This is a genomic window from Neptunicoccus sediminis (assembly GCF_001719615.1).
GTDB lineage: Bacteria > Pseudomonadota > Alphaproteobacteria > Rhodobacterales > Rhodobacteraceae > Amylibacter > Amylibacter sediminis.
In genome coordinates, this window is record NZ_MDVX01000003.1 from 88093 (window position 1) to 111700 (window position 23608).

Annotated in this window: 20 protein-coding genes; 16 read left to right on the plus strand and 4 right to left on the minus strand. The window is 58.5% G+C overall.

Translation table 11 applies throughout. From position 1 onward, the window contains the following. Positions 1-53: 53 nt before the first annotated feature. From comD to BFV97_RS06870, 3 genes are all read left to right on the plus strand, one after another. Positions 54-560 (plus strand): sulfopyruvate decarboxylase subunit alpha, encoded by a 507-nt coding sequence (gene comD, locus BFV97_RS06860; RefSeq protein WP_069299611.1) that lies wholly within the window; start codon positions 54-56, stop codon positions 558-560. Then, a complete protein-coding gene (gene comE / locus BFV97_RS06865; protein WP_069299612.1) occupies positions 557-1111 on the plus strand; it encodes a sulfopyruvate decarboxylase subunit beta in 555 nt (184 codons plus the stop codon). The genes comD and comE overlap by 4 nt, the downstream gene beginning before the upstream one ends. Before the next feature lie 297 nt (positions 1112-1408). After that, a complete protein-coding gene (locus BFV97_RS06870; protein WP_069299613.1) occupies positions 1409-1840 on the plus strand; it encodes a DUF7282 domain-containing protein in 432 nt (143 codons plus the stop codon). Positions 1841-1932: 92 nt separating this feature from the next. On the opposite strand, the gene BFV97_RS06875 is transcribed toward BFV97_RS06870, so the two are convergent. Further along, positions 1933-3495 carry a calcium-binding protein gene (locus BFV97_RS06875; RefSeq protein WP_069299614.1) on the minus strand — a complete coding sequence of 521 codons (1563 nt, stop codon included), beginning with the start codon at positions 3493-3495 and terminating at the stop codon, positions 1933-1935. 267 nt (positions 3496-3762) lie between these two features. On the opposite strand from BFV97_RS06875, the gene BFV97_RS06880 reads away from it, so the two are divergent. The 10 genes from BFV97_RS06880 to glmM all read left to right on the plus strand — a co-directional run bounded on the left by BFV97_RS06880 (position 3763) and on the right by glmM (position 16410). Then, positions 3763-4695: a glycine--tRNA ligase subunit alpha gene (locus BFV97_RS06880; RefSeq protein WP_069299615.1), complete on the plus strand. Its 933-nt coding sequence runs from the start codon at positions 3763-3765 to the stop codon at positions 4693-4695. Further along, the gene (locus tag BFV97_RS06885) at positions 4692-5600 is read left to right on the plus strand and encodes a DUF6446 family protein (RefSeq protein ID WP_069299616.1); all 909 of its coding nucleotides are present in this window, start codon (positions 4692-4694) and stop codon (positions 5598-5600) included. Before BFV97_RS06880 ends, BFV97_RS06885 begins: the two co-directional genes overlap by 4 nt. Before the next feature lies 1 nt (position 5601). Continuing rightward, positions 5602-7659: a glycine--tRNA ligase subunit beta gene (gene glyS / locus BFV97_RS06890; RefSeq protein WP_069299617.1), complete on the plus strand. Its 2058-nt coding sequence runs from the start codon at positions 5602-5604 to the stop codon at positions 7657-7659. Positions 7660-7840: 181 nt separating this feature from the next. Next, entirely contained in the window at positions 7841-10402 is a 2562-nt protein-coding gene (locus BFV97_RS06895) for a putative PEP-binding protein (protein WP_069299618.1), read from the plus strand. Between the two features lie 162 nt (positions 10403-10564). After that, entirely contained in the window at positions 10565-11263 is a 699-nt protein-coding gene (locus BFV97_RS06900; protein ID WP_069299619.1) for a cell wall hydrolase, read from the plus strand. Between the two features lie 217 nt (positions 11264-11480). Beyond that, positions 11481-12371 carry a dihydroneopterin aldolase gene (locus tag BFV97_RS06905; RefSeq protein ID WP_069299620.1) on the plus strand — a complete coding sequence of 297 codons (891 nt, stop codon included), beginning with the start codon at positions 11481-11483 and terminating at the stop codon, positions 12369-12371. Positions 12372-12395: 24 nt separating this feature from the next. Further along, a complete protein-coding gene (locus BFV97_RS06910) occupies positions 12396-13592 on the plus strand; it encodes a multidrug effflux MFS transporter (protein ID WP_069299621.1) in 1197 nt (398 codons plus the stop codon). A 5-nt stretch (positions 13593-13597) separates the two neighbouring features. Then, the gene (locus tag BFV97_RS06915; protein ID WP_083225549.1) at positions 13598-14050 is read left to right on the plus strand and encodes a GNAT family N-acetyltransferase; all 453 of its coding nucleotides are present in this window, start codon (positions 13598-13600) and stop codon (positions 14048-14050) included. Further along, on the plus strand, positions 14047-15051 hold the full coding sequence (gene folP / locus BFV97_RS06920) for a dihydropteroate synthase (protein ID WP_069299622.1): 1005 nt from the start codon (positions 14047-14049) through the stop codon (positions 15049-15051). Before BFV97_RS06915 ends, folP begins: the two co-directional genes overlap by 4 nt. A gap of 18 nt (positions 15052-15069) precedes the next feature. After that, the gene (gene glmM, locus BFV97_RS06925; protein ID WP_069299623.1) at positions 15070-16410 is read left to right on the plus strand and encodes a phosphoglucosamine mutase; all 1341 of its coding nucleotides are present in this window, start codon (positions 15070-15072) and stop codon (positions 16408-16410) included. Between the two features lie 94 nt (positions 16411-16504). Here the strand turns inward: glmM and purD are convergent, their stop codons facing one another. Further along, positions 16505-17770 carry a phosphoribosylamine--glycine ligase gene (gene purD, locus BFV97_RS06930; protein ID WP_069299624.1) on the minus strand — a complete coding sequence of 422 codons (1266 nt, stop codon included), beginning with the start codon at positions 17768-17770 and terminating at the stop codon, positions 16505-16507. 76 nt (positions 17771-17846) lie between these two features. Between purD and xseA the strand changes: the two genes are divergently transcribed. Next, a complete protein-coding gene (gene xseA / locus BFV97_RS06935; RefSeq protein WP_069299625.1) occupies positions 17847-19304 on the plus strand; it encodes an exodeoxyribonuclease VII large subunit in 1458 nt (485 codons plus the stop codon). Between the two features lie 4 nt (positions 19305-19308). On the opposite strand, the gene BFV97_RS06940 is transcribed toward xseA, so the two are convergent. Next, positions 19309-19725, minus strand: a complete 417-nt coding sequence (locus tag BFV97_RS06940; RefSeq protein ID WP_069299626.1) for a hypothetical protein — start codon at positions 19723-19725, stop codon at positions 19309-19311. A 73-nt stretch (positions 19726-19798) separates the two neighbouring features. Next, the gene (locus tag BFV97_RS06945; protein WP_069299627.1) at positions 19799-20848 is read right to left on the minus strand and encodes an alkane 1-monooxygenase; all 1050 of its coding nucleotides are present in this window, start codon (positions 20846-20848) and stop codon (positions 19799-19801) included. A gap of 162 nt (positions 20849-21010) precedes the next feature. Between BFV97_RS06945 and BFV97_RS06950 the strand changes: the two genes are divergently transcribed. Both BFV97_RS06950 and BFV97_RS06955 read left to right on the plus strand, forming a co-directional pair. After that, a complete protein-coding gene (locus BFV97_RS06950; RefSeq protein WP_069299628.1) occupies positions 21011-22705 on the plus strand; it encodes an NAD(P)H-dependent oxidoreductase subunit E in 1695 nt (564 codons plus the stop codon). A gap of 6 nt (positions 22706-22711) precedes the next feature. Continuing rightward, on the plus strand, positions 22712-23416 hold the full coding sequence (locus BFV97_RS06955; protein WP_108721649.1) for a lysoplasmalogenase: 705 nt from the start codon (positions 22712-22714) through the stop codon (positions 23414-23416). Positions 23417-23608: the final 192 nt, after the last annotated feature.

The window sequence follows — 23608 nt, forward strand, 5'->3', positions numbered from 1 at the left end:
CTGTGTGGGGAATTGCGGAACAAGCGGGGCGAGTGAAGAAAGGACAAACCGCAATGGATGTGAACGACAGGATCGTCTCTGATCTGGTGAAAAACAAAATCGAGTTTGTGACGACCGTGCCTTGCAAACAGCTGGCCGGAGTGATCGACGCGGTGGAAGAAAGCCCTGACATTTTTCATATCCCGTCCAACAAGGAGGACGAGGGCATGGGACTGTGCGCGGGGGCCTTTATGGGGGGAAAACGGCCTGCGATCATTATGCAGAACACGGCGATCGGTGTTACGATCAACACGCTGGCGACCTTGATCCAGTATTACCGCATGCCGCTGCCGATGCTGATTTCCTACCGCGGAGAATTGCGCGAGCCTGTGGCCTGTCAGGTAGAGATGGCGGTGCACACAAAGGCGCTATTGGCGCAGTTGAACATTCCGACCTACCATTTTCACCAGCAGTCGGATGTGGAGGAGCTGGATAACATCCTGCAATACACATTCATGTGCAACAAGCCGGTCGCGATCCTGACCGATGCGTCATTCTGGGGAGGCTACGGGGACCAATGATCCGTTCTGAAGTATTGAAAACTCTGGTGCCGATGATTTCCGACGAACTGGTGGTTTGCAACATCGGTATTCCCAGTCAGGAACTGCACGCACTCGACGACCAGCCGAGCAATTTTTACATGCTCGGGACAATGGGGTTGGCGTCTTCTATCGGGTTGGGGTTGGCGCTGGCGCAACCCAAGAAGGTGATCGCGATTGACGGGGACGGGTCGGTTCTGACGAATTTTGGCACCCTTCCGACGATTGCCAATAATGTGGCGGATAACTTCATCCTGCTGATTATTGATAACGGCAGCTATGGGTCCACCGGCGACCAACCCACCTATGCGGGAAAGAAGACTTCGCTGGCGGCGGTCGCTACAGCCTGCGGCTGCGAGAATGTGGTGGAGTGCCGCGCAGAGGATACCGCCGCCGAAATGCGCAAGGCGCTGGACGGGGACCAGATGACGATTATCGTGTCCAAATGCGAAAGCGGCAATGCCAAAAATCCGGTGATTACGATGGATCCGGTGGTGATCCGCGACCGCTTTATGAAGGCCGTTGCCTCCTGAACAGGCAGGCCGCGCCCGTTTACCACCTGTTTTGGATGGATTGGATCAGGCCCCGCCAATAGCGGGGCCTTTTTTGTGATGATAAATTCTTTTGTTTTTCAACGGTTTTCTTACTGCCACAGCGCAAGGACAGTAAAAAAGAATAAATGAAGGGAACCAAATCTATCCTCGCGGTGTTGTGACTGTATCGACAGGCTGTTACGGCAACGCGGTTGAGGAACGTATCGCAAGATACTGTTCTAAAACGACAAGATGCGCTCCGAAATGGCAAGAAACGAGTAACTAAGGAGACGTATAATGTTTACGGCTAAGAATTTTTTGACAGGTTTAACTGCAGCAGCACTGTTGGGCGGCGCGTCCGCAGCGAGCGCTGATACAGTATCCATCACCGCACAAGACCAGACGATTATGAATGACACAGTCGTGGCAGAGCGTGTGGTCGCAGAAGAAGACGGCTATCTGGTGCTTTACACCGTTAAGAACGATGGCAACGGCTTTGCGACTGTGGACCAACCTGTTGGTTATACCCCAGTAAACGCTGGCGTTACCGAGAACGTTCTGGTGACACCGTCTCCTTCTATCCCGTCGGGCGACCGTATGGTGCTGATGCTGCACACTGATGCAACAGGCGATAAACCGGGTGAGTTTGAATTCTTGAGCGACCCGTCCAAAGACGGTCCGTATCTGATCGACGGTTATGTCACTATGCTGGTGATCAAAGCGAAATAAGTCTGACGGGCATTTAGTGCCTATTGGAAAAATACCCCGCAGCCGGGCGCTGCGGGGTATTTTCGTATTTGTAGTGTCTGGCTGTGTATGTCTTACACGTAGAAGATGTCGAACTCTGGAATGATAGGTTCGTGGAAGATGTAGATCGGCTGGTCAATCAACTCCCATTCGATGGGCACAAATTCAATATATTCGGGCTCTGCGAATCCGGGGAGGACCTCTGCGACCGTGCCTTCACTGATCAAGAGCGTGTCAGCGAGGGTTATGCTGGCACCATCGTCCATACTGATAACCGTATCGGCGCCGATTTCTTCGACATCCACCGGCGTGGCGGACAGAGAGAGACTATCTTCGCCCGCGTCGAAATCGTAAATCACATCATCGCCGTCATTGCTGTTAAAGACGAATGTGTCTGCACCAGCGCCGCCATAAAGGTGGTCGTTCTCGTCGCCCCCTGTGATCAGATCCGCCCCGTCACCGCCGTAGATGAAGTCGTTGCCAGTGCCCCCTTCGAGAACATCATCGCCTGCGTCCCCCCAAAGCTGGTCAGCGCTATTGCCGCCGTCGAGGTGATCATTGCCGTCGCCTCCGTAAAGACTGTCGGTGCCGCCCACATTGCCGCCGTAAAGGGCGTCGTTGCCGTCACCGCCGTAAAGGACATCCTTGCCGTGATCGCCGTGCAGCGCGTCGTCGCCCTCTTCGCCATAGAGCGTGTCATTATCATCGCCTCCGTACAGCGCGTCATTGTCTAGGCCGCCGTAAACTTCGTCCTCTTCTGTGCCGCCGCGCAGGTCGTCGTCGCCCGCGCCGCCGTACAAGCGGTCGGTGGAGCGGCCGCCGTTCATAGCGTCATTGCCGTCGTCGCCATACATTTTGTCGCGGCCGTTTTCGCCGTAGGCCAAGTCATCGCCCGCGCCGCCGTACATCACGTCCTGACCCGTGCCACCGTAAAGGATGTCCTGTCCGGCATCGCCCCAAAGCTTGTCGCTGCTGTTCATCCCGTGCAGGATGTCCTCGCCTTCGCCGCCGAACAGACGGTCGGTGCCGCCGCGATTGCCGCCGAAAAGTTCGTCGTTGTCGAGTCCGCCGTAGAGCGCGTCCTTGCCATCGTTGCCGTAGAGCGTGTCGTGGCCTGCGCCGCCGTAGATCACGTCATTGCCGTCCCCGAGGTCGAACACATCGTCGCCGCCCATCAGGTAGGCGGTATCATTGCCGGAAGGGGCGTAGCTGTATTTATCGGCGGATTTATGGCTTTTCAGCAAGGTATCCACCCCGTCGGAGCCGTTAAACACCCAGTCATCCCGCAACAGCAGTGTTTCCAATGCGGTGGGGTTGGCGCCGGTGAAATCGTCGATAAAGGCGGTGAAAAAGTCATTTGCCGGCATGTCGAGACCGGAGACAGCGGCGATTTGTGTGCCACCCTGTGAGATTGTGATCCCCGACAGGGTGCCGCCGGTTAGGATCGTTTGCCCCGAGGCTTCGCCATAGGTCAATCCGGTTCCCGCAAAGGCGAATGTCAGTCCGTCCTTGCTGAACTGGTAGGTGGAGGGGCCGGTCAGGGCCTCTGTATCGTCGTAAATTCCGCTGGCTAGCAGGTCCAAAGTCTCCTTGAAGCCGAAAGCGGGGTCCGCTCCGTAATCAAATGTAAACGCCATGTATCTTCTCTTCAAATTGCTATGCCCTGCCGGAAACAAGGAAGGGCTTGTTCGTTTTCAATCCCAACAATTTACATAGAATCGTTCGGATCTCTGCGTGGAAGACAGTAAAACGGGGGAATCCGGCCAGAACGGGGCGGGACTATGAAACGAAAAAGAGCGAGTGTGGCGAAGGTTTGTTCGGCTGAATACCCTTGATGCAATTGACCCCATTGGCACGTTTCCATAAGGAAGGCGGAGGAATGAACAGCCCTGTGGGATAGGATTATGTCAGTGGTCGAGAAAAGCAAGCCGCGGTCTTTTCAAGAGATTATTTTGAGATTGCAAGCCTATTGGGCGGCCAAAGGCTGTGCTGTGGTTCAGCCCTACGACATGGAGGTCGGGGCGGGCACATTCCATCCGGCCACCACGTTGCGCTCCCTTGGGAGCAACCCTTGGGCGGCGGCCTATGTGCAGCCTTCGCGCCGGCCAACCGACGGGCGTTACGGTGAAAACCCGAACCGTTTGCAGCATTACTATCAGTATCAGGTGTTGATCAAACCCAGCCCGCCGGATTTGCAGGAGCTGTATCTCGGGTCTTTGGAGGCGATTGGTGTGGATATGGATCTGCACGATATTCGCTTTGTGGAAGACGACTGGGAATCCCCGACGCTGGGCGCTTGGGGTCTGGGTTGGGAAGTCTGGTGTGACGGGATGGAAGTGTCCCAGTTCACCTATTTCCAGCAGGTTGGCGGCCATGACTGTAAACCCGTATCAGGCGAACTGACTTACGGGCTGGAACGGCTGGCGATGTATATTCTGGGTGTCGATCATGTGATGGACATGCCTTATAACGATCCTGACGCGTTGATCCCGCTGTCCTATGGTGATGTGTTCAAACAGACCGAACAGGAATACAGCCGCTGGAATTTCGACATTGCGGATACTGATATGTTGCTGAAACATTTTGAGGATGCCGAAGCGGAGTGTCAGCGTATTCTGGATGCGCCTGCGGATGATCCCAAGACCGGACGCAGGATCATTATGGCCCATCCCGCCTATGACCAGTGCATCAAGGCGAGCCATCTTTTCAACCTGCTGGACGCGCGCGGCGTGATTTCGGTAACGGAGCGGCAAGCCTATATCGGGCGTGTACGGGCTTTGGCCAAAGCCTGCGCCGATGCCTTTGTGCAAACCGAGGCCGGAGGCGCAGCGGCGTGAATGGCAAGTTGATGGTTGCAGGGATTGTAGGCGTTGCTTTGGCGATGGGGGCAGGGCTGTGGTACAGTCAGACCTATGCCTATTACGAACGGGTTGACGGGCTGGAGGAAGTCACCGCTTTTGGCGATGCCTTTCCGGTGACGAACTACCGCGGGATAACGGCGGACACATCTCCGCTGAAACTGCGGGCGTGTTTTGATGTGGATTGGGATTATGTGCCATCCGACACCTATAAGGATGCGGCGACACCCTTGCAGGCGCCGGGCTGGTTTGACTGTTTCAATGCGCAGGCTTTGACAGAAGATATTGCATCCGGTGCGGCTGTTGTGTTGCTGGCAGAGCGGAACCAGCCTTTTGGCTTTTCCCGCTTTATCGCGCAGTATCCGGACGGGCGGGCCTATATGTGGCGTCAGATGAACGAATGCGGGCTGGCCCAGTTCGAGGGCGAGGATCTGCCCGAAAGCTGCACCGGAGAAGAAGCTTCCCTGTCAGAACCGCTGGGGGAGAGCCGCAATCTCGCCGCAGCGCTGCCTGCAGCGCCCGCACCGGAGCCGGTTGAGCTGGTGGTTGCCCTGACGCCGGTTGGCGGTGGGGCCCCCGAAGACATCCTGCAAGAAGCGGTGACGGCTTTGGGCGGCGGGGCGCAGAATCTCTGGGCCTGTTTCCGCACACCTATGTCAACCGCGATGCTGACTGAAACCTATGAGGTTCTTGACGCGGTGGCACCGGAACCACCCGCCGCTGCGCTGCCGTGTTTTGACGCAGAGGCGGTTACGTCGGATGTGGATCGCGGCGATGCGGTGGCTTTCCTTGGCGAAAAAGTTGTCGTGCCCGGCGTGGACCGGGTTGTCGCAGTATATGAAGATGGCCGCGCTTTGGCGTGGAACCAAAAACGGACGAATTGATATGGCTGACCTGCTGTTAGAACTGTTTTCCGAAGAAATTCCGGCGCGGATGCAAAAGCGCGCCTCTGAGGATTTGAAAAAGCTGGTGACAGATGGTCTGGTCGAGGCCGGTCTGACCTATGAAAGCGCGGGTGCTTTTGTCACTCCGCGCCGGTTGGCGTTGTCTGTGGTCGGGCTGACCGACCGTTCGCCGGACCTGCGCGAAGAACGCAAGGGACCGCGGGTGGATGCACCGGAAAAAGCCATCGAAGGCTTCTGTCGCGGGGCAGGGGTGTCGCGCGACCAGTTGGACGTGCGGGACGAGAAAAAAGGGCAAGTCTATTTTGCCCTGATCGAAAAACCCGGACGTGCGGCGGCAGATATTATTGCAGAAGTGGTGCCAAACGTGGTGCGCAACTTCCCATGGCCCAAATCCATGCGCTGGGGCAGCGGTCAATTGCGCTGGGTGCGCCCGCTGCATTCGATCCTGTGTATCCTGCATGATGCGGAAGGGGCCGAAGTGGTGCCTTTTGACGTGGACGGGATTGCGGCTGGCAACACCACGCGGGGGCACCGGTTCCACGCGCCCGATGTGATCAAGGTGAACAGCTTTGACGATTACGCCGGTAAACTGGCGGCGGCGCATGTGGTGCTCGACAGTGCATCCCGTGCGGATACGATCTGGAACGATGCAACCAACGGGGCCTTTGCCCAAGGGTTGGACGTGGTTGAAGACAAGGGTCTGCTGGCCGAGGTTTCAGGGCTGGTGGAATGGCCGGTTGTGCTGATGGGTGATATTGCCGAGGATTTCCTTGGCCTGCCGCCAGAGGTGTTGCAGACTTCCATGAAAGAGCACCAGAAGTTTTTCAGTGTGCGCAATCCGAAAACCGACCGGATTGAGAAATTCGTCACCGTGGCCAACCGCGAGACTGCCGACAATGGTGTGACGATCCTTGCGGGGAACCAAAAGGTGCTGTTTGCGCGTCTTTCGGATGCGAAATTCTTCTGGGAAAACGATCTGCGCATCGCGGAAACCGGCGGCTTGCAATGGGTTGAGAAGCTGCAAAATGTGACCTTCCACAACAAGCTGGGATCACAGGCGGATCGGATTGAGCGGATAGCTGCACTCGCGCGGGAGATCGCGCCTGTTGTTGGGGCGGATGCGGATGAAGCCGAGGAAGCCGCGCGGTTTGCCAAGGCAGATCTGTCGTCCGAGATGGTTTATGAGTTTCCGGAACTGCAGGGCCTGATGGGGCGCTATTATGCGGCAGCAGCAGGGAAACCCGACGCGGTGGCTGCGGCAGCGCAGGAGCATTACTCTCCGCTGGGGCCAAGCGACGATGTGCCAAGCGCACCTGTGTCCGTGGCCGTGGCGCTGGCGGATAAGATCGACACGCTGACAGGGTTCTGGGCGATTGACGAGAAACCGACAGGCAGCAAAGACCCGTTCGCACTGCGCCGCGCTGCGTTGGGGGTGATCCGGTTGGTTCTGGAGAACGGGGTTCGGGTGAATGCTTCGGATTGGTTCTCTAAAGGGTATAAGGGTGTGGACGTAGCAGACCTTCTCTCCTTCTTCCATGACCGTCTGAAAGTTTACCTCCGCGATCAGGGCATCTCCCATGATGTGATTGATGCCTGTCTGGCGATGCCGAACAACGACGACTTTACCCTGTTGGTGAAACGGGCAGAGGCGTTGCAAGGGTTTGTGAAGTCTGAGGATGGCACCAACCTGCTGCAAGGCTACAAGCGGGCGAATAATATTTTGTCTCAGGCAGAGGCCAAAGACGGGGTGGAATATTCCTATGGTGCGGATGTGAAATACGCTGACAGCGATGAGGAACGGGCTCTGTTTGCGGCGCTTGATACCACAGAGGGCGCGATCACGCCGGCGATGGAGGCCGAGGATTTTGGCGCTGCGATGACGGCTATGGCCAGCCTGCGCGGACCGATCGACGGGTTTTTCGAGGCGGTTCAGGTCAATGCGGACAGCGAAGTTGTGCGGCGTAACCGTTTGAATTTGTTGAGCCGCATCCGAACAGTCATGGGGCAGGTTGCGGATTTCAGCAAGATCGAGGGATAGATCCTTAGCAGCCCCGGACAGGCGACGGGGCTGTTTTTTTTCTGGCGGCCCTATCGCTGCCTCTGGCCCGTATACCATTTGTTAAATGTTTGAAGGTAAAGGTATTTCCTGAAAGGGGGTACTTGCCTCGCTTTCGGTGTGGGCCTAGTGTTCGGGAAACCACTTCGGGAGCCTTTGAAACATGGCGGATTTCGCTGATATTGCCGAAATTACCGGCACAGCCACGCTACCAGCTGAACATTACGGGATTCGGGCGGAAATTCTTGGCAAACTGATGGCGCAGGGCCTGCCTGTGCCCCGTGGATTTGCGGTGTCCAAGGCTGCGGTGCATCAATTGGCCCTTGGCAATGTGCCGGATCTTGGACCGTTGAAAGATGTGCTTAAGCAAGGGGCGCTTTATTCGGTGCGGCGCAGTCCCGAACAGCGCAATTGGGGCGGGCCGCGTGCGATGCTGAACATCGGCATGTGCGACCGGACCCGTGATATTTTGGCCCGCGATATGGGGCTGGAACGGGCGAACGATCTGTATAGCCGCTTTATCCGCAGCTATGCCCAAAAGGTTGCACGGTTGGATGAGGATGATCTTGAAGAACTGGTGGAGGCGGAATTCACCAATCGCGGGCGGGATTACGGCCGCCTGATTGATGCGCTGCTGGAATTCTACGAGGATGAACTGGACGAGCCGTTTCCACAAGATCCGGTGGTGCAGATGCAGCAGGTTCTGCGGGCTGTGGCACGCATGTGGGAAGGCACTACGGCGCGGATTTTGCGACAGGCGCGGGGCGCGCCGATGGATGCGGGGCTGGGCCTTATCATTCAGGATATGGTTGCGGGCAGCGGCGCGGGCGAATGTGGTGTGGGCAGTGCACAGTTCACAGCGCTTGCCACCGGGACACAGGGCACCCACGGGCGCTATATCAGTGAAAGTCAGGGGCATGACTCTATCACGGGGCGCGGCGGAGAGTTTTATCTCGGGCGTGATCTGCGCGGTCCTTCCCTTGAAGAAGTGGTGCCGGATGTTTTCGCGCAACTGCAAGACCTGACCGCCCAAGCGCGGGAAATCCTGCGGGACGAGGTGCTGATCCAGTTCTCGGTTCAGGATGGCAAGGTCTGGGTGCTGGATGCGCGACCGGCGGAACGCTCCGGACGGGCCGAAGTGGAAATCGCGGTGCAACTGGCGCAGGACGGGCTGCAAAGCAAGGAAGCGGCGCTGTTGTCGGTGACGCCCGGTTCCCTGACGGAAATGCTGCACCGGCATATCGACCCAAAGGCCCAGTATGAGGTTCTGACCCAAGGGATCGCGGCCAGTCCGGGTGCCAACTGTGGCAAGGTCGTCTTTAGTGCCGAGGCCGCGCAGGCCAGTGCCGCACGGAATGAAAACTGTATTCTGGTGCGCAGCGAAACCTCTCCCGAGGATATACGGGGCATGCATTCGGCGCAGGGCATCCTGACCGCGCGGGGCGGGATCACCAGCCACGCAGCGGTGATTGCACGGGGGTTGGGCCTGCCCTGCATTGTCGGGGCGAGCGATATTGACATTGATTTCCGCCGTAAACGGTTTGCACTGCCCGACGGTCGCAAGTTTTCCGAAGGGGACACGATCACGCTTGACGGGGCGACGGGCGAGGTGATCGCCGGTGCGCCTGACCTGATTGAACCGGACCTGAGCGGCGCGTTCAATACGCTGCTGGACTGGACGGACGAGTTTCGCAAGCTGGGGGTGCGGGCCAATGCGGATACGCCGACGGATGCGCGGCTGGCCCAGACGTTTCGTGTGGACGGGATCGGGCTTTGCCGCACGGAACATATGTTTTTTGAGCCGGGCCGTCTGACAGCCATGCGCGAGATGATCTTTGCGGATCAGGATCGGGACCGGCAGGCCGCGCTCGACCGGTTATTGCCGATGCAGCGGGCCGATTTTGTAGAGCTGTTTGAAACAATGGTGGGGCTGCCGGTATGTATCCGCTTGCTTGATCCGCCCCTGCACGAGTTTCTTCCCCAAAGCCCGCAGGAAATTCGCAGTCTTGCCGAAGCGATGGACCTGCCTTTGGCCAAGGTTCTGGGGCGGGCCGAGGATCTGAAGCAATACAATCCGATGCTGGGCTTGCGCGGCGTGCGATTGGGGCTGACGGTGCCCGGTATCTATGACATGCAAGCCCGCGCAATTTTTGAAGCGGCAGCGCAGGTGCAAAAGAAATTCGGCACCCAGATCAAACCCGAAATCATGATCCCACTGGTTTCCGCAAATAAAGAGGTGGAAATCGTCAAAGGCCGCGTGGATGTTGTAGCCTCGGAAGTGCAAATGGCCACCGGTCAGCGGCTGGAATATTCAGTGGGCGTGATGGTGGAAACCCCGCGGGCGGCTTTGAAATCCGGCCAGATCGCGCAATATGCGGAATTCCTGAGCTTTGGCACCAACGACTTGACCCAGATGACCTATGGTCTGAGCCGCGATGACGCGGGGCGGTTCATGCGGGCCTATGTGAACCGGGGCGTGTTTGCCGAAGATCCTTTCCATTCCATCGACGAGGACGGTGTGGGCGAGTTGCTGAGCATTGCCGTCGCCCGTGCAAAGGAAGCCCGTGGCGATATTGGGCTGGGTTTGTGCGGGGAACATGGCGGCGATCCGGCTTCGGTCGCTTTTTGTCACCGATTAGGGCTCGATTACGTGTCCTGCTCTGCCTACCGTGCGCCGGTGGCGCGATTGGCGGCGGCGCAGACGGCAATTCGGGACGGAGATTGAGGGGGGGAGCCTTGTTCAAAACCGGCTGAAACAGGCCGGTTTTTAGAAACCCTGTGCAAAACCGCAAAATTCGACTATACGACCCCTTAAGTTTTATGTGGAAAATGAGGGGCCGCACGGTCTGGAATCTGCCTCCAGACTTGTGTGGCGTATGTGTGTGCTATGAAAATGCTGTCAAAACTCAAGACCGGACTTTGTCCGGCGATCACGATTTTTGCCTTGGCTATAGGGACTTCCGCCCAAATCGCGTCTGCTGATGTGGGGCTTGAGCCGGTCAACAACATTCTGGCGCAAGAGCGGCGCCAGTTGGAAGCCTTGGGAACGAATCGGGCGAAGAAAATTGCCGGTGTCGGCGGTAATTCCCTTATTCGTATCGCGAGTTTGTCCCGCCCGAAAGAGAAATCTGAGGCGGTTGAGACCTCTACGGTGACAAATTTCAAACAGCTTCAGCAAATACCGAAAGCCACAGGCGGTTCAGAGTGGGCCTGCCTGACCGAAGCGCTCTATTTTGAGGCGCGTGGCGAAAGCTTTAAGGGGATTGCGGCGGTTGCAGAGGTGATTGTGAATCGCAAGAACTCCAAGCAGTTTCCCAATTCGGTTTGTGGTGTGATCAACCAAGGTGTCGGCGGAAAGCCGGGCTGTCAGTTCTCCTACAAATGTGATGGCTATGCAGAGGTTTACCGCGAAAAGGGTGCCTATGCGCGTGTGGCAAAAATGGCAAAGCTGATGCTTGAAGGCCGTCTGCCCAAAGTCACCGGCGGTGCGTTGTTCTATCACACGAAAGCGGTCAAGCCGCGCTGGTCCCGCAAATTCCGTCGCACGGCGGCGGTTGGTGCACATTACTTTTACCACCCGAGCTGATCCCGTTTTGCGATCAACCGGAAATCGACTGTTTTTGAGATGCCCCGAGAGGGGCATTTCGCGTTTAATGTGTTTGCTTATGTGTCTGCCGTTGTGATGGAAGAACGCGGTTGGCGGCGATCCGGTTCCATGTCATTAACCTGTTTAGCAACACTACAGGTTGTCTTGTCGCGCACCCGGGGGTAGATGCCTAGGGTATCTTGGGTGAGGGGTCTTCATGGCAAACGAAACATCACTGGCGTTTGACACGGTTGAAGCGCGGTCGCGGGCGACGGCGCAAGATGCGCCGCTGGACCGGATTTCGGTGCGCGATTTCACCACCTCGGTTGAGATCGGCGCGTTCCAGTCCGAGCGGGATGTGGAGCAGCGTATCCGGTTTAACGTGGTGCTGGAGGTTGCGCGTCACGGGGCGGCGGACACGGATGATGTGGATCAGGTCCTGTCCTATGACACGATCACCGAAGCCATCGCCGCAGAACTGGCAGCGGAGCGGCTGAACCTGTTGGAAACACTGGCGGAACGTATTGCAGAGCGTATCCTGACCCATGCCAAGGCAGAGCGGGTTTTTGTGCGGATCGAAAAGCTTGACCGGATTCCGGGGTCTTTGGGGGTTGAGATCGTGCGCAGCAAGTCGGGCCTATCCGGAGGGCAGACAGTTGATAACGCAGAGCTGCGACCTTTGGTGATTTTATTGCCTAACGCTGTCTTGAGCGATGGGCAGGGGGCTGACTGGCTGAACGCGGTTGCCACCCATGATCGGCCGGCGATCATCTGTCTGGAACCTGTCGAGACCGGAGCGGAACCGACGGGGCAGGGCGCGATTGACCAGCGGTTGCGGCTGTTGGCAATCGAACAGAATGCCTGGATGCTTTCGGCGCGTGACCCCCGATGTGTGGTTGTGTCGAGCCGGACCGAACTGGATTGGGCGATCAAAAACGGGCAGCTTTCTGTTTGGGCGCCGTCCAAGATGGTATTGGACGCGGTGGACAGCGGGCTGGACAGCGACAGCGGCGCGGTGGAACTCGCCCGCTGGATTGCGCAGGAGCTTGGCGCAAAGGGACTGAGCGTTGCAGGGTCGGCTGCGCTGGCATCGCCGGACGCCCTCTAGGGCTGGCGGGACGAGGGGCAAACGATGCGGTTGGATCCGGTAGCGCATGAGCGCAGTTTATTGGCGCTGTTGATTGCGGTAGTGATGCTGGGCCCGTTTGCGGTGGATGCCTATTTGCCGGCTTTTGGTTTGATCGCGCGGGATCTGGCGACCTCTGAGGCGATGGTGCAATATTCGATCGGGTCTTACCTGCTGGGCACGGCCCTTGGTCCGGTGTTTTCCGGCCCGGTGTCGGACACCATCGGGCGGCGTCCGGTTTTGGTCTGGGGACTGGCGGGATTTGGCGTGTTTTCTGTGGGGTGTGCGCTGGTGAGCAGCGCAGAAATGCTGGTTGTTTTCCGGTTCCTGCAAGCCATTACGGGCAGTGCATCGCTGTTGGCGGGGCGTGCTTTGCTGGCGGATTTATATTCGGGGGACCGGCTGTCACAACGCCAGTCTGCGATCATGATGGTCATGGTGATTGCGCCGATGCTTGCGCCTGTGCTTGGCGGTTGGGTCGCGGAATGGTGGGGATGGCGCTGGATTTTCTGGGGGCTGGCAGCGGGGTCTGTCGCGGCTTTCGCTGCAAGTTTTATGAAATTGCCCGAAACTTTGCCCCTCTCACAGCGTCAATCGCTGCATCCGGGTAAGGTGCTGACGGGGTATGTGGGAATTATGAAGAATCCAGTAGCGATGATGTATGTCGCGGCGCTATCAGGTATATCGGGGCTGTTTTTCGTTTACGTTTCCGCAACACCTTTCCTTTACGTTGAAACTTACGGATTGTCCGTTTCGGGTTATGCGTGGCTCTTTGCGGCGGGGGCTGCCTTGGCTGGCGCGGCAAATTTCGTGAATATCTATCTGGTGGGGCGGATCGGTTATCGAGAGGCGCTGTTGTGGCAGGGTCTGATCGCGATGGCCTGCGGCGCTTTGATGTTTTGCGGCACCTTTGGTGTGTTTGACCGTTGGGCGGTTTACGTGGCAGGGCTTGTTATTATGCCGTTGCTGCATGTGATCGGATCAAACGCGCTCACCGGTGTGATGGACCAGTTTGAGGCCCGCAAGGGGATTGCCTCTGCCTTTGCGATGTCGTCGCGGTTCGGGGTCGGTATGATCGGTGTTGCGGTCGTGGGCGTGTTCCACGGCGCTGTCGAGCTGCGCTATGGCTTGATTTTCTTTGTATTTGCTGCTTTTGCAGGGATAAGTGCGCAGATGGCTGTGCGCTGGGACGAAAGCAGGTAGTTCGAGTGGATTTGGATGTAACCATCAGAGAGATGCGCGGGCTGGATCAGGATGTCTGGCTGGGCATGTATCGCAAGCTCTGGCCCAAGTTCTCGGACGAGGCTTTGCTGGCGGAAATTGGCAGGATTAACAAATCCTCCAAACGGTCTGCCTTTCTGGCCGAAGCACACGGGCAGGCGGTCGGCTTCGCGGAATACGGGTTGCGGGATTACGCCAATGGCTGCAACTCCCAGCCGGTCCCGTTCCTTGAAGGGGTCTGGGTCGATGACACTTACCGCGGGCAGGGGATTGCGCGGGCCTTGATCGAATTCCTGCTTGTGCGGGCTAAACGGGCTGGATTCGTCGAATTCGGCTCTGATGTGGAGCTGTCGAATTATTCGTCCCAGTTGATGCATGAACGACTGGGGTTCGAGCAGACCGAGAAGGTGATCTATTACCGGAAGGTGCTGGAGCCATGAGCGCTGTATATTACCGCCCTATCGTTCAAACCGACCGGCATCGCCCGAGCGGTGCGCTGACACTGGCAGGGGGCTGGAGCTGGTTCACTCATGTAGAGCGTCTGTCACGCGAGGCCGCGCCGGAGGTTATCCCGGCGGCGCTGGTGCCCGAGGCCGAACTGCGTAATTTTGTGGCGCCACGGGGATTGGTGTGCGGGCTGTCGATGGATGCGCCGAGGATCATGGGGATCCTGAACACCACACCGGACAGTTTTTCCGATGGTGGTCTGCATAACCGTTTCGATGAAGCCGTGTCGCGCGGGTTTGAAATGGCTGATAACGGTGCGGATATTTTTGACATCGGCGGCGAGAGCACCCGTCCCGGTGCGGCATTTGTGCCGGTGGCAGAAGAAATCGCGCGAACCGTTCCGGTTATCAAAGCGCTGCGGGCAGGCGGGTTTGACCTGCCAGTGTCCATTGACACCCGCAAAGCCGAGGTGGCGGACGCGGCCCTTGCTGCGGGGGCGTCCATGTTCAACGATGTGACCGCATTTTGCTATGACCCCAACAGCGCGGCTGTGGCGGCGCGGCACGGGGTGTCGGTCTGTCTGATGCATGCGCAGGGCGATCCCAAAACCATGCAGGATGATCCGCAATACAGCGATGTGTTGTTAGATGTGTACGACCATCTGGCCGAACGTGTGGCCTATGCGGAAAACCACGGCATCCCCCGTGGACAGATCGTGGTGGATGTGGGCATCGGGTTTGGTAAGACCATCGCGCATAATCTGGCACTGATCCGTGGAATGTCACTGTTTCACGGTCTGGGATGTGTCATCTTGCTGGGCGTTTCACGCAAACGTTTCATTGGCGTGATCGGAAATGCGCCGGAAGCTGCCGATCGGGGGCCGGGATCGGTTGCGCTTGGGCTTGAGGCCCTGCGCCAAGGTGTGCAGATATTGCGGGTACATGACATCAAGGCGACAAAGCAGGCGATCTCTTTGTGGCAGGCAACGCTGTAATAGCGTGAGGGAGGGTAGATGAGCCGGAAACTTTTTGGGACGGACGGGGTGCGCGGGCGCGCGAACAGCTATCCGATGACAGCGGATATGGCGTTGAAGCTCGGCGCGGCGGCGGGGCGGTATTTTCGCAAGGACCAGAAAGAGCACCGTGTGGTGATCGGCAAGGATACACGCCGTTCCAGCTATATGTTTGAATACGCGATGACGGGTGGATTTACCTCCACCGGTATGAATGTGTTTCTGCTTGGTCCGGTTCCGACGCCCGCGGTGGGCATGTTGACGCGATCCATGCGGGCAGATGTGGGTGTAATGATTTCGGCGTCCCACAACCCCCACCATGACAATGGCATCAAGTTTTTCGGGCCGGACGGATACAAGCTGTCGGATGCAGCCGAGGCTGAGATCGAAGGACTGGTAATGGGCGAGATTGATCTGGCCCGTCCTGAGAATATCGGCAATGCCAAGCGGATTGATGATGCTTTGGGCCGGTATATGGAGTTTGCCAAGACCGCCTTTCCCCGTCAGCGTCTGCTGGAAGGGCTGAAGGTGGTGGTGGATTGCGCCAATGGTGCGGCCTATAAAGCAGCGCCGATGGTGCTGTGGGAGCTTGGGGCCGAGGTTATACCGATCGGTGTGTCCCCGAACGGGTTCAATATCAATGCAGGCTGTGGATCGACCCACCCCGAGACTGCGGCGCAGGCGGTTGTGGCCAATGGCGCGGATGTGGGGATCTGTCTTGATGGTGATGCCGACCGAGTGATGCTGATTGACGAAAAAGGCCGTGTGGCGGATGGTGATCAGATCATGGGATTAATTGCACAGCAATGGTCGGCATCAGGCCGTTTGGCCCATGACACGCTGGTTGCGACTGTGATGTCCAACATGGGGCTGGAGAAGCATCTTGAAGGGCGCGGGATGACCATGCTGCGCACCAATGTGGGGGATCGCTACGTGGTTGAGGCAATGCGCAAGGGCGGCTTTAACCTTGGCGGAGAGCAATCGGGCCATATTGTGATGCGCGATTATGTGACCACCGGCGACGGGTTGATTGCCGCGCTCCAGTTCCTCGGGGCGTTGGTGCAGAGCGGGAAAACCGCGAGCATGCTGTCCCGTGTGTTTGAGCCTTATCCGCAATTGCTGGAAAATGTGCGTTACGGTGAAGGGCCGGACCCGTTGCAAAATGCGGCCGTGCAGCAGGCGATTGCGGAAGGTGAGGCGGCGTTGGCCTCTTCCGGGCGTCTGTTGATCCGCAAATCCGGTACCGAGCCCTTGGTGCGGGTGATGGGCGAATGTGAGGATGCGGCGCTGTTGAAACAGGTTGTGGGGGATATTTCTGCGGCGGTGCGTGCTGCGGCCTAATACCGATTTATGTGGTTTTGCTAACTGAAACGGCGCCACTCTGGGCGCCGTTTTGTTTTTGGATATTTATACCAAAAAGAGCTTGGCTCTGTCTTTATTTGAGGGCGCGCCAGCCGATGTCCTTGCGGTGGAAGCCTTCGGGCCAGTCGATCTGGTCGATCATGGCATAGGCGCGGTCCCGGGCTTCTTGCAGGGAGTCGCCTCTGGCGGTGACGTTGAGGACGCGGCCTCCGGTGGCGCAGATTGCATCGCCGTCCTGTTTGGTGCCTGCGTGAAAAACTTGCGCTTTGGAGCTACGCTCAATCGTGTCCAGACCGTTGATTTGCGTGTTCTTTTCATAGGCGCCCGGATAGCCCTTGGCGGCGAGCACGACTGTTAATGCGTGATCGTCGGCCCAGTTGAGGCTGACCTGGTCGAGGCGCTGTTCGGCGCAGGCGATAAGGACGTCGAGGGCTTGGGCGCCCAGACGCATCATGATGACCTGACATTCCGGATCGCCAAAGCGGGCGTTATATTCCACCAGACGGGGTTGGTCGTCCTTGATCATGAAACCTGCGTAAAGCACGCCTTCATAGGGGGTGCCGCGGATCGCCATTTCGTCAATGGTTGGCTGGATGATTTCCTCAATCGCCTTTTTTTGCAGGGCGTCGGTGAGGATCGGTGCGGGGGAATAGGCGCCCATGCCGCCGGTGTTGGGGCCTTCGTCGTTGTCATAGGCCCGTTTGTGGTCCTGCGCGGTGCCGATAGGCAGGATAGAGGTGCCGTCAGAGAGGACAAAGAAGGAGGCTTCTTCACCTTCCATGAATTCTTCGATCACGACTTCTGCGCCGGCATCGCCAAAGGAGCCGTCGAACATATCGTCAACGGCGGCGAGCGCGTCTTCCAAAGTCATCGCGACGACGACCCCTTTGCCTGCGGCAAGCCCGTCCGCTTTCACGACGATCGGCGCACCCTGTTCCCTGATGTAGGTTTTGGCGGCTTTCGCATTGGTGAAATGACCGTAGGCGGCGGTGGGGGCGCCGGAGGCATCGCAGATGGATTTGGTGAAGGCTTTGGAGGATTCCAGTTGTGCGGCGGCGGCGGAAGGCCCGAATGTGAGGATGTCGGCAGCGCGCAGGTCGTCCGCAACGCCCGCGGCAAGCGGGGCTTCGGGACCGATGATGCAAAAGTCGATGTCGTGGGTTTTACAAAAGGACACGACAGCCTGCCCGTCGAGGATGTCAAGTTCCATGCAAGTGGCGACAGAGGCCATACCCGCATTGCCCGGAGCGCAGATCAGGTGATCGCATTTCGGATTTTGCTTCACGGCCCATGCGATGCTGTGTTCCCGTCCACCGCTGCCTAAAATAAGGATGTTCATGGCTGCTCTCCGCTCTTGCCCCCGAGGTTGCGGTTCTTTTATGTTCGGGCGATGCGAACCGCAAGAGAAGCAATCCATGTCTGACCTAATTGATGATCCGGAACCGGGGCAAAATGCGCCGGAATTCAGTGTGTCCGAGATTTCGGGGGCGGTGAAACGCACCATTGAGGGGCGTTTTTCCCATGTCAGGGTGCGCGGCGAGATCGGGCGGGTGAACCGCTATGGCTCGGGGCATATTTATTATGACCTCAAGGACGATGGCGCTGTGTTGAATGCGGTGACGTGGAAGGGGCAGGCAGGGCGTCTGTCTGTGCAGCCCGAAGAGGGGATGGAAGTTGTCGCGGTGGGCAAGCTGACCAGCTTTCCCAAACAGTCCAAATACCAGATGAACGTGATGGAATTGCGCGTGGCCGGAGTGGGCGCGTTGATGGCCATGCTGGAAAAGCGCAAGAAGGCGCTGGCAGCAGAGGGGTTGTTTGACAGTGGCCGCAAGCGGCCGATTCCCTACTTGCCGGGGGTGATCGGGGTGGTGACATCGCCATCTGGCGCTGTGATCCGCGATATTCTGCACCGTCTGCGGGACAGGTTTCCACGCAAGGTTTTGATCTGGCCGGTGGCAGTGCAGGGGGATCGCTGTGCGCCCGAAGTGGCGGCGGCCATTGAGGGGTTCAACCGGATGGCGCCCGGTGGGGCGATGCCGCGTCCTGATTTGTTGATCGTTGCGCGGGGCGGTGGATCGATTGAAGATCTTTGGGGGTTCAACGAGGAATCGGTCGTTCGCGCGGCGGCAGCGTCAAAGATTCCGCTGATTTCGGCGGTGGGGCATGAAACCGATACGACGTTGATTGACTATGCCTCGGACCAGCGGGCGCCGACGCCTACGGCTGCGGCAGAACTGGCGGTTCCGGTGCGCGGCGAGTTGATGGCATGGCTGGCCTCTATGGAGGAGCGGCGGGTGCGGGCGTTGAGCGACGGGCTGGCGCGGCGGCAGCAGCGGTTGCGGGATTTGTCACGGGCCCTGCCCAATCCGGCGGATCTGGTGGCGATGCAGGCGCAGCGGCTGGACCTGATGGGCAGCCGCTTGCCGCGGGCCTTGCAGGCGGTGACCGAGCGGGGACGGGCGCGACTTGTGGAACAGGGGGCCGGATTGCGGCCTCAGGTGCTGCAACGGGCGGTTGAGAGCAAGCGGGAACGGCTGGAAAACATAGAGCGGCGGTTCGTGCGGGCTGCGCAGACACAGGGTCGTGACTGGCGCAGTCGGTTGGACGGGCTGGAGCGGTTGCGCGAGACGCTGGGCTATCAAGCGACTTTGGAGCGAGGCTATGCGGTGGTGCGCGACGGGGCTGGCGGGCTGGTGTCCGATGCTGCGACGGCGGCCAGTCATGCAGGGTTGGAAATCCAGTTTCGGGACGGTGTTGTGCCAGTCGCATCCGAGGGAGCAGCGCCTGCACCTGCGGCCGCGAAACCCGCCAAACGCAAGGCGGCGAAGAAAGACACATCCGCGGGCGGCGGCGAGCAGGGCAGCTTATTCTGAACGTTCAGGCGCCGACAGCGGGGCCTTGGCAATCCAGCGGTGTATTGTCGATGTCATAGAGATGGATGTCAAAGGCTGCGGATTCGCCTTCGGCGCGGGCCGAATACTGGCCGGAGCGTTCGATGAAATGCCAGCACTGCGGGTCTAGGTCGGTGCCATAGTCAAAGCAGATCAGGTCATTTTTGGCGAACCATTCCCCGTCGAGACATTCCTTGGCCCCGTTCATCCAGAGCGAGCGGCGGCGGGTGTAGAACTGCTCTGCCCCGAAGAAGCGACCGTTGCGTTCAAAATAGAGGGTTTTGCCGGTACTTAGGGCTTCGAATTGATCCGGTGTGATGATGGTTTCGCCGCTGCCCTCTGCCGATAGAGGAGCTGTGAGCGCGGCGCAGATCGAGGCGGTGAGGAGAAGTGTTCTAAACATAGGGTCCACGGGTGATTAGGAAGTTGGCCGAGCCTATGCGCAAGTCTTGAGCCTTTGCAATCGGGTCGGTGGGTCAGGTGTTTTTTCGGTGGCGCATCGCCCATTCCGCCACTTTGGGGTTCATGATGCGGCGCCAGCGGATCGGGTTGAGCGCAATGACGGACATGATCCCCGGACTATAGGGCAGTTGGGGGGCGATCTCTGCGGGGTGGTTTTCAAGTTCTGTATAGGGACGGGCCGGTTTTGCGTGATGATCGGAGTGGAGCGGCGCGTTCAGGGTGAGGTTGCGGGTGAACCAATGGGGGGCGTTCCAGCTGTGATGCGGGGCGATTGGCATGAGGCGTCCGTCCTCGCCTTCGCTGCGGGTCAGGCCATAGTGTTGTACGTAGTCGGTTAACAGCAGGCCGCCCTGGGCCATGATCGCGAGTCCGAAGTAGGTGATCAATCCGGCCCAACCTGCGGCAAGGGCAGCGAGGGTCAGGAACAGGATGCCGCCGGTGATATAGGTGAAATAGGGGTTCGAGAGGTCGATCCGGCGGCTTTCGGCGGGCAGGCCGCGGCGTGTGTTTTCTGCGCTGAGACCGGCGCGGAACGAGCCACGCCACGCACGGCGGTAGAAGGTGTAGAAGCTCTCGTTATAGCGGGCGGTGTTGGGGTCAAACCGTGTTGCCACAAAGGGGTGATGGACGAGCCTGTGGGCCGAGGTGTGATGGCCGAACAGGTGGGAGATGAAGATCCATTTGCCAAGCAGGAAGGGCAGGCGCTGGCGGCGGTGGATCAGTTCGTGTCCGGTGGCATTGGAGACGGTTGCAAAATAGAGGCCGAAGGCGAGGAACAGCGGGAGTTTTGTTGTCAGCGGGCCGGTTTTGATTGCAAGCGCGTGGATCGCGAGGGCGAGGAGGGCAAAGTGGCACAGGGCGAGAATGACCGGAAGCAGATCGCTTAGGGCGCGTTCAACGGGACTGTCGGGGCGGTTTTCAAACAGGCCGTCGATCAGATGGTTGACGCCAGCGAGCAGGAACAGTGGAAGCAGGGGCCAGAGACCGCCGCGCTGGGCTGCGATCACAAGGAGGACCGTGGGGAGAAGGGTCACAAGAGCGAAGGCGCTGAGGTGTCTGGGCATGGGTATATTTCGTTAGGATGTGGCCGCAATCATAAAACGCTTTGGGCCAGACACAAGTTTCCGGCAGACCAGAGCGTGAATCCCTAAAAACCTGTCGCATTTCGGTTTCGCTTCCGCCGGTATTTCGGCGTAGAGTGGCGGCAGAATAAAGGAGACAGGATCATGGCTTTAGACGAGCGCAAAGGTGTATGGAAATCCGGCAAGGGCAAGGGCCGTCACACGCCGAAAGGCCGTCAGGTTCAGGACGAAGCGCTGGAAGAGGTGCAAGCCCTGCTCGGGGGGCGTCCGCGCCGCCGTGATCTGCTGATCGAGCATATGCATCTGGTGCAAGATGCCTATGGATGTCTGTCTGCGGCCCATTTAGCGGCACTGGCAGAAGAAATGAAACTTTCTCAGGCAGAAGTTTACGAAGTTGCAACCTTTTACGCCCATTTTGATGTGGTCAAGGAAGGGGAACAGGCGCCACCGGATCTGACGATACGGGTGTGTGATTCCCTGTCTTGTGAATTGGCCGGTTCGCAAGAGTTGTTGACTGCGCTGGCGCAGAAATATGCCAGCGGTATGGACGTGCGCGTGTTGCGTGCGCCCTGTATGGGACGGTGTGATACTGCCCCCGTGCTGGAGCTGGGGCATAATCACATCGATCATGCCACGGTGGAAAAAGTGCAAGCTGCGATTGCGGGCGGCGATACCCATGCGCATGTGCCGGAGTACGAAGTTTTTGACGACTATCGTGCCGATGGCGGGTATCAGACGCTGGAAGCCCTGCGCGGCGGCAGCAAGACACCGGATGAGGTGCAGGACGCCGTGTTGCAAAGCGGTTTGCGTGGCATGGGCGGTGCCGGGTTCCCCTCTGGCAAGAAGTGGTCCTTTGTGCGGATGAACGAAGGTCCGCGCTATCTGGCGGTGAACGGGGATGAGGGTGAACCCGGTACGTTTAAGGACCGTTACTTTCTGGAACGCGAACCCCATGTGTTTCTGGAAGGCATGTTGATTGCGGCCTGGGCTGTAGAGGCAGAGACCTGCTTTATCTATATGCGGGACGAGTATCCGGCGGTTCTGGAAATCCTGCGTCGCGAGATTGCCGCGCTGGAGGCGGGCGGGCTGGTTGCTCCGGGGTATATTGATCTGCGGCGCGGCGCGGGTGCTTATATCTGCGGTGAGGAAAGCGCGATGATTGAGAGCATCGAAGGGAAAAGAGGCATGCCGCGACACCGCCCGCCTTTTGTAGCCTCGGTTGGCGTGTTTAACCGCCCGACCTTGGTGCATAACGTAGAAACGCTCTACTGGATCGCGAAGGTTGCGCGTTCGGGGCCGGAAATCTTCGGAGATCACGGGGTAAACGGGCGCAAAGGGATGCGCAGCTATTCGGTTTCGGGTCGTGTGCGCAATCCGGGTGTGAAGATCGCCCCGGCGGGCACAACGATCCGCGCCTTGATCGAGGATTATTGCGGCGGAATGCTGGAGGGGCACAGCTTTAAGGCCTATCAACCCGGCGGACCTTCGTCTGGATTGTTGCCAGCCAGTCTGGACGATATTCCGCTGGATTTTGATACCTTGCAGGAGCATGGCACCTTTATCGGGTCCGCCGCTGTGGTCGTGCTTAGCGATCAGGACAGTGCGCGGGGGGCGGCGCTGAACATGCTGAGGTTCTTTGAGGACGAAAGCTGCGGGCAATGTACGCCCTGCCGTGTGGGCTGTGAGAAAGCGGTGAAGCTGATGCAGAAGGATCAGTGGGATCAGAGCTTGTTGGAAGAATTGTCGGTGGCGATGGTGGATGCGTCTATTTGTGGGCTGGGGCAGGCGGCGCCGAACCCGATCCGCTCGGTCATTAAGCATTTCCCCGAAGAGGTGTAACGGGGATTGTCCCTGCTAACGCCCCTGTCAGCCGGAGAAGGGCGGGATGCTGTTGCACTGGCACAGGTTCTGCTGGCGCTCGGCGGGGTTTGTGCGCTGGTCTATTGGGTCGGTTATTGCTACCGCGCCGAGAGCGTGGTGCGGTCATTCGTTAAAACCGCCAGTGTGACCTGTCTGGCCCTAGCCGGATGGGTTGCGGGCGGGGATTGGCCGCTGATCGCCGCGCTTGGCTTTTGTGCGCTGGGCGATTTTGCACTGTCGCGGGACAGTGCACGGCTGTTCCTGCTGGGGGTTGGCGCGTTTGCGCTGGGGCATCTGTGTTACATCGCGACGTTTTTAACCCATCCTTCAGCTGATATGAGCAGGCTTGGGGCGCAACCCCGATTGACGGCTGTGATCGGGCTGGGGCTGGTCGGTTTGGGAATGGCTGTTCTGCTGTACCGGACGGCTGGAGCGTTGCGGTTCGCAGTGGTTGCCTATGTTCCGGTGATTGTCGCGATGGGGTGTGCGGCGCTGGTGCTGCCTGCCTCGGGCGTTTTGGTGCTGGCGTTTTTCGGGGCGTTTTTGTTCATCCTGTCGGACTTTGTCCTGTCACTGGAATTGTTTGTGCTTACCGCTGCAAATCCGCTGCGGCGCCTGACGCCTTTTGCGGTTTGGGGGACCTATTGGGGGGCGCAAGCCTTGCTGCTGACGGGATTGGTTGCGGGTTAGTCGGGTTTCAGCGCGGCGCTGATTCCTTTGTGCTGCGTAAAACTGTTACAAAAAACGGGAAAATTGGAGTGAGCGGCGGACGGGTTGTCCGACAATCGCTGCAAATTGTTGCTTTAATGGATTGCGAAATCGGGAAAAATCGGGTTTTCTTTCCAATCTGATGCGTGCCTGTACTGCTATTGGAAAACATTT

Bases quoted from the DNA above. Each gene is read 5' to 3' on its own strand.
- comD (WP_069299611.1), top strand. From the start codon at position 54: ATGGATGTGAACGACAGGATCGTCTCTGATCTGGTGAAAAACAAAATC.
- comE (WP_069299612.1), top strand. From the start codon at position 557: ATGATCCGTTCTGAAGTATTGAAAACTCTGGTGCCGATGATTTCCGAC.
- BFV97_RS06870 (WP_069299613.1), top strand. From the start codon at position 1,409: ATGTTTACGGCTAAGAATTTTTTGACAGGTTTAACTGCAGCAGCACTG.
- BFV97_RS06875 (WP_069299614.1), bottom strand. From the start codon at position 3,495: ATGGCGTTTACATTTGATTACGGAGCGGACCCCGCTTTCGGCTTCAAG.
- BFV97_RS06880 (WP_069299615.1), top strand. From the start codon at position 3,763: ATGTCAGTGGTCGAGAAAAGCAAGCCGCGGTCTTTTCAAGAGATTATT.
- glyS (WP_069299617.1), top strand. From the start codon at position 5,602: ATGGCTGACCTGCTGTTAGAACTGTTTTCCGAAGAAATTCCGGCGCGG.
- BFV97_RS06895 (WP_069299618.1), top strand. From the start codon at position 7,841: ATGGCGGATTTCGCTGATATTGCCGAAATTACCGGCACAGCCACGCTA.
- BFV97_RS06900 (WP_069299619.1), top strand. From the start codon at position 10,565: ATGAAAATGCTGTCAAAACTCAAGACCGGACTTTGTCCGGCGATCACG.
- BFV97_RS06905 (WP_069299620.1), top strand. From the start codon at position 11,481: ATGGCAAACGAAACATCACTGGCGTTTGACACGGTTGAAGCGCGGTCG.
- BFV97_RS06910 (WP_069299621.1), top strand. From the start codon at position 12,396: ATGCGGTTGGATCCGGTAGCGCATGAGCGCAGTTTATTGGCGCTGTTG.
- folP (WP_069299622.1), top strand. From the start codon at position 14,047: ATGAGCGCTGTATATTACCGCCCTATCGTTCAAACCGACCGGCATCGC.
- glmM (WP_069299623.1), top strand. From the start codon at position 15,070: ATGAGCCGGAAACTTTTTGGGACGGACGGGGTGCGCGGGCGCGCGAAC.
- purD (WP_069299624.1), bottom strand. From the start codon at position 17,770: ATGAACATCCTTATTTTAGGCAGCGGTGGACGGGAACACAGCATCGCA.
- xseA (WP_069299625.1), top strand. From the start codon at position 17,847: ATGTCTGACCTAATTGATGATCCGGAACCGGGGCAAAATGCGCCGGAA.
- BFV97_RS06940 (WP_069299626.1), bottom strand. From the start codon at position 19,725: ATGTTTAGAACACTTCTCCTCACCGCCTCGATCTGCGCCGCGCTCACA.
- BFV97_RS06945 (WP_069299627.1), bottom strand. From the start codon at position 20,848: ATGCCCAGACACCTCAGCGCCTTCGCTCTTGTGACCCTTCTCCCCACG.
- BFV97_RS06950 (WP_069299628.1), top strand. From the start codon at position 21,011: ATGGCTTTAGACGAGCGCAAAGGTGTATGGAAATCCGGCAAGGGCAAG.